We start from the raw sequence: 4,298 nt of genomic DNA, 5'->3' as shown, positions 1-4,298 counted from the left end.
TGCGCAACTAAATCAGGACACTTTTCTTAAAGAGTTTTCGTACTCGATTGGCGACATATCTTCGTTAGAAGTATGGAGCCGCTCTAAGTTGTAATAACGCATGTAGTCAGCCACATCATTTCTCATATGCTCTCTCGTTGGCTGGGGCACTTTCAAAACCCAGTCATGCTTTAAGCTTCCAAAGAACCGCTCCACAACAGAGTTATCCCAGCAAGCACCTACATCCCCCATGCTAGCTCTGATGCCATAATTACTCAGCAGTGTGCGATAACGCTTGCTGGTATACTGCGAACCTCTGTCACTATGAAACACCAAGCCTTTAGGAGGCTGGCGCAGATTATATGCCCTGATCATAGCTCGACTAACCAAGTCAGTAGTCATACGCTTATCAATCTGCCAGCCAACGATTCGGCGTGAAAATAAATCCATGACGATCGCGAGATACATCCAGCCTTCGCCTGTTTTCAGATAAGTCACATCGCCAGCCAAGATTTGATTTGGCCCAACCGGATTAAAGTTCTGGTTCAGCAAGTTATCTGCAACAGCATCACTGTGTTTACGCTTAGTTGTTGCCTTGTATGCAATGCGTTGCGTAACGACCAATCCAAGCTTAGCCATTAATTTTTGAGCGCTGTATTCAGTAATATCAAAGCCCTCTCTGCACAATCGTTTCCGCAGTTCTCTATAACCCAAACTACTTCGGCTTTTCTCGAAGATAGTTTTAGCTCTGCTATACAAATGTAACTGCTTTGGCGTAATAGATTTAGTTGGCCGTTTGAGCCAAGCATAATAAGCTGAGCGGCTAACACCCATTGCTTTGCAAAGTTTGATAACAGGATATGCTGAGGAAAGTTGTTGAATGGTTTGAAACCTTACTTGGTTTCCTTCAGCAGGAGGGCGCTGGCCTTTTTTAAAATCTCCTTTTCCATCTTCAGCTCTTTATTTTCCTTTCGGAGCCGAAGCAATTCAGCACGCTCATCTGTATTTAAGCCAGTACCAGATTGTTCCGCATCAAACTTGGCTTTCCAGTTGTAGAGCAACTTATCTGTAATACCCAATGAAGCAGCCGCTTTAGGAACGCTATAGCCTTGCTCGGTGACCAGGGCAACCGCTTCTTGTTTAAACTCTGTTGTATAACTTCTGTTCTTTCGTTTTGTCATTTAACACCTCAATAATTGGATTATATTCCTTATTGAAGTGTCCTGTTTGATTAAAGCAGATCACTATCAAAGATAGATTAGGATCTACACACTGTCCAGAAGAGACCAGTTAGATAGCACCCTTCTCACACTCATGGCATACGAACACAAAGATGGGGTCTACTCTATCGGGATTAGAACTTCATTTCGTCTAAAAAAAGGAATTGACGAAGGTGGATCATAACCGGCAATAATAGGCTGCCCAATGGCTTTGATATCCTGCTCATTCAACCAAGCCAATAGTTCGCTTTTCTTGCTTTCTATTGTGTCCTCGTCCAGCCAACCACTGAAGCGAATCGCTGCAACGGTGTAATCATTGACTCGCTCCAAAGAAACGTTTGGGTCTCTCGGCGCCGGTGCTGTCTCAATCCTGAAATCTTCGGGAAGAACAAAAGACATTTTAGTTGCTTTGTCTTGATCCATGAACACAGGCGCGGTCATGCTGATATCTTGCCCCTTACTATTTTCGCCGGAGATATACGCAAAAAGTCGTTTGAAAGCACTATCGTTTGACGATCTCCCCTTTTCACTATTCATCGTTGTGGAAACCAATAACATCTGGTCGTAATGTCGGATCTCAAAATTTCCATCTGACTGAATAAGCGAATAGGGAGCATGCTCAATCGTGTATTTAACCAAGCTACACCCTGTGAGTAAGGAACTCACAAATACAGAACAAGCTAGCAAGATAAACTTCATCGATCCGAGCCTTTCGGTATAGAAAAATTGATTAGACATCGTGATGACCTGCCCTAAGCACTTTCTTTAGCCATAACACTTTGTATTTTCTGATAAATATCATCGGCTTCTTTGCTGAGCATAGAATAGGCTCTTATGTCGCCATTGCGCTGTGCATGCATCGCCTCGGTGAGCTTCGCTTCATAAGCTTTCACGAGTTTTTTAGAAGGATTTTTGCTAAACCATTTAAACATTCTTTTTTACCTACTCTACATTCAGGACTCTGGTTCTAGGGTTGCTTTTTACTTCTATACTGGCGATACGCTAGCCATATTTCATATCCCCAGCGGCTAAACAAACGAATGAAAGGCCAGTTAAGTACCCGCCAAAAACGAGCGTAGGGCGTGTGATGCCAAGCCCTAACATTTGCATCAACGCCTACTAACCACTCTCCGTCAGAAGTTTTCAAGTGCAGCCTCTTCAGCAAAACATCTTTGCTCGGCGATTCAGTTGTTGAATCCAAATCATGTACGTTCTTAATCGTGAGATTGTCGCCTGCATGTTTCTTCAATCGACACACCTCAGCTGTACATAGAGGGCATTCGCCATCGTAGTACAATGTGTCGCGACGGATTGTTACTGCTGACTGTTCCAACTTACTCTTCTCGAATTCGTTACCAGTTATCAGTAAGGTCTACGAATACAAACTCGATATGGATCACTGTCAGCAGTAATGTGAGGATTGATTTGGAATTGCTTTTTAGGCGACAGCAGAGTCTAGGAGTCTTTAAAAGGCCGTTTCGATGGTGACTGACACGGGGGCATGGTCTGATGCTTCAGCGTCTACCTCATAGTTAGGGTTTTGCAGATGATCATCGTGCACGTCATAACTAACGACTTCCGCAATACTGCGTGGATTGTTAGCATCAAATTCCTTTGATAACAGCACATAATCTAAAACACTGCCCTTATTTGCAAAATAGTGTGTAGGGCTACGACGAGTTTCGATAGTTTTATCACTAATTTCAAAGGCATCGTAAAGTGTATGTTTTTCAACATTCAGCCTCTCCGCAGCAGAAAGGGATGAAACATATTTCGATCCAATTCTATCAATATGCCCGCCAGCCACCAGCAACTGCAAAGGCGTTGAGTCGATCGTATCATTTAGATCACCAAGCATAATGGTTGGCATATCTTCCTTCGCACTAGATTTCCAAAAGTCATTGTAGAGAAGAGCTGCTTCAGTTCCTCTCTGCATACTTGAAGCCCACCGACCATGCAGGTCGTCGTAAAGGAAATTACGAACTTGTTCATTGTCGGCTGTATCCACATAAAAGTGACGATCAAACTTCGACCTTTTAGACTTCAAGTGCGCCACATACACGGCAACCTTGGAGTAATCATCGATTTCAATAACGGCCCTGATCGGCTGACGACTAAAAACAAATTCTGAGTTGAGCCCCAAACTCTGAATCAAATATTGATCAACCGAAACTGCTTCACTAGATAGGATGGGGAATTTTGAAGCAATCGCGACAACGGGCATATCAAACAGATAGTCAGACTTCTTGTTGGGCTGTTCGACTGTTGCAAAATAGTCAAAGCCCGCTGACTTTGACAAGCTATTCAGAGCCGATACGGAAAACACCTCCTGAAAACCAACAATATCTGCGCCAATTACTTTCAGAAGCCTAAGTATCCATGCTTCCTTCTTACGCCATTGTTGGTCAGTATAAATATTCTCCAACTCGTAAAATGCATTGGGAGGTTCAATATAGTTAAAAAGGTTAAACGTACAAACCTTAAACTGACGTGTTTGTTTTACCATAATTCTGAGCAAAGTGCTTCGCTGCACTCGCTCTTACCTCCAATAGCCAGGGCCATGATTTAAAACAATAAGAACTTAGAATAAATTTTAGGGTTGGTCCTAATTCGATACAAGGTCAACACGCCAAGGTATAAACCCAAGTGAACCAGAAACTAAGAATTCGCGTATCTAAATATATATACTTAATAACTTCGATTTCAGCGCATCCTTAATTCGATTGAAGGGAGAAATATTTATATGAAGCATCTAGCAAAAATTACGATCATTGGTTTGCTATGCTTGGCGAATACATCATTAAGTTACGCAAGCTGTGACCCCTTGCTAAACTATGAATCCAAGCGTCTTCACTCTTCAAAATCTATTGACTTCTGTCAGGCTTTTGAAGGGAAAACCTTGCTTATCGTTAATACAGCAAGCCGATGCGGATTTACCCCTCAGCTATCTCAACTTGAAGCGCTTTATCAAAAATATAAAGATGAGGGTTTGGAAATTGTCGGTTTCCCTTCTAACTCCTTCAGGCAAGAATTAGCAACTGAAGCAGAAACAGCTAGCGTCTGCTTCAAAAACTTCGGCGTTAGTTTCACCATGCTAGC

At 42.6% G+C, this 4,298-nt stretch carries 5 protein-coding genes and 1 pseudogene; 1 reads left to right on the top strand and 5 read right to left on the bottom strand.

Annotated features, from left to right (window positions below; genetic code table 11):
- Positions 1 to 12: 12 nt before the first annotated feature.
- The 5 genes from A3757_RS12405 to A3757_RS12380 all read right to left on the bottom strand — a co-directional run bounded on the left by A3757_RS12405 (position 13) and on the right by A3757_RS12380 (position 3,732).
- Positions 13 to 1,160 (bottom strand): IS3 family transposase gene (locus A3757_RS12405; protein WP_156494921.1). Its coding sequence is split into 2 segments (ribosomal slippage): positions 13 to 890 and positions 890 to 1,160, totalling 1,149 coding nucleotides; the frame shifts between segments, so codons are not numbered across the junction.
- A gap of 159 nt (positions 1,161 to 1,319) precedes the next feature.
- The gene (locus A3757_RS12395; RefSeq protein ID WP_197470023.1) at positions 1,320 to 1,937 is read right to left on the bottom strand and encodes a heme-binding protein; all 618 of its coding nucleotides are present in this window, start codon (positions 1,935 to 1,937) and stop codon (positions 1,320 to 1,322) included.
- A gap of 14 nt (positions 1,938 to 1,951) precedes the next feature.
- Entirely contained in the window at positions 1,952 to 2,131 is a 180-nt protein-coding gene (locus A3757_RS12390; RefSeq protein ID WP_068510205.1) for a DUF6435 family protein, read from the bottom strand.
- A 35-nt stretch (positions 2,132 to 2,166) separates the two neighbouring features.
- A complete protein-coding gene (locus tag A3757_RS12385) occupies positions 2,167 to 2,496 on the bottom strand; it encodes a thiol-disulfide oxidoreductase DCC family protein (protein WP_255374952.1) in 330 nt (109 codons plus the stop codon).
- A gap of 168 nt (positions 2,497 to 2,664) precedes the next feature.
- Positions 2,665 to 3,732 carry an endonuclease/exonuclease/phosphatase family protein gene (locus A3757_RS12380; protein WP_082865217.1) on the bottom strand — a complete coding sequence of 356 codons (1,068 nt, stop codon included), beginning with the start codon at positions 3,730 to 3,732 and terminating at the stop codon, positions 2,665 to 2,667.
- Between the two features lie 210 nt (positions 3,733 to 3,942).
- Here A3757_RS12380 and A3757_RS12375 point away from each other — a divergent pair.
- A pseudogene (locus A3757_RS12375) lies at positions 3,943 to 4,298 on the top strand (glutathione peroxidase); the annotation flags it as partial.

Source organism: Oleiphilus sp. HI0117 (assembly GCF_001635235.1).
The sequence above is the reverse complement of the archived record's forward strand: the minus strand, read 5'-3'. Positions and strand labels throughout refer to the sequence as shown.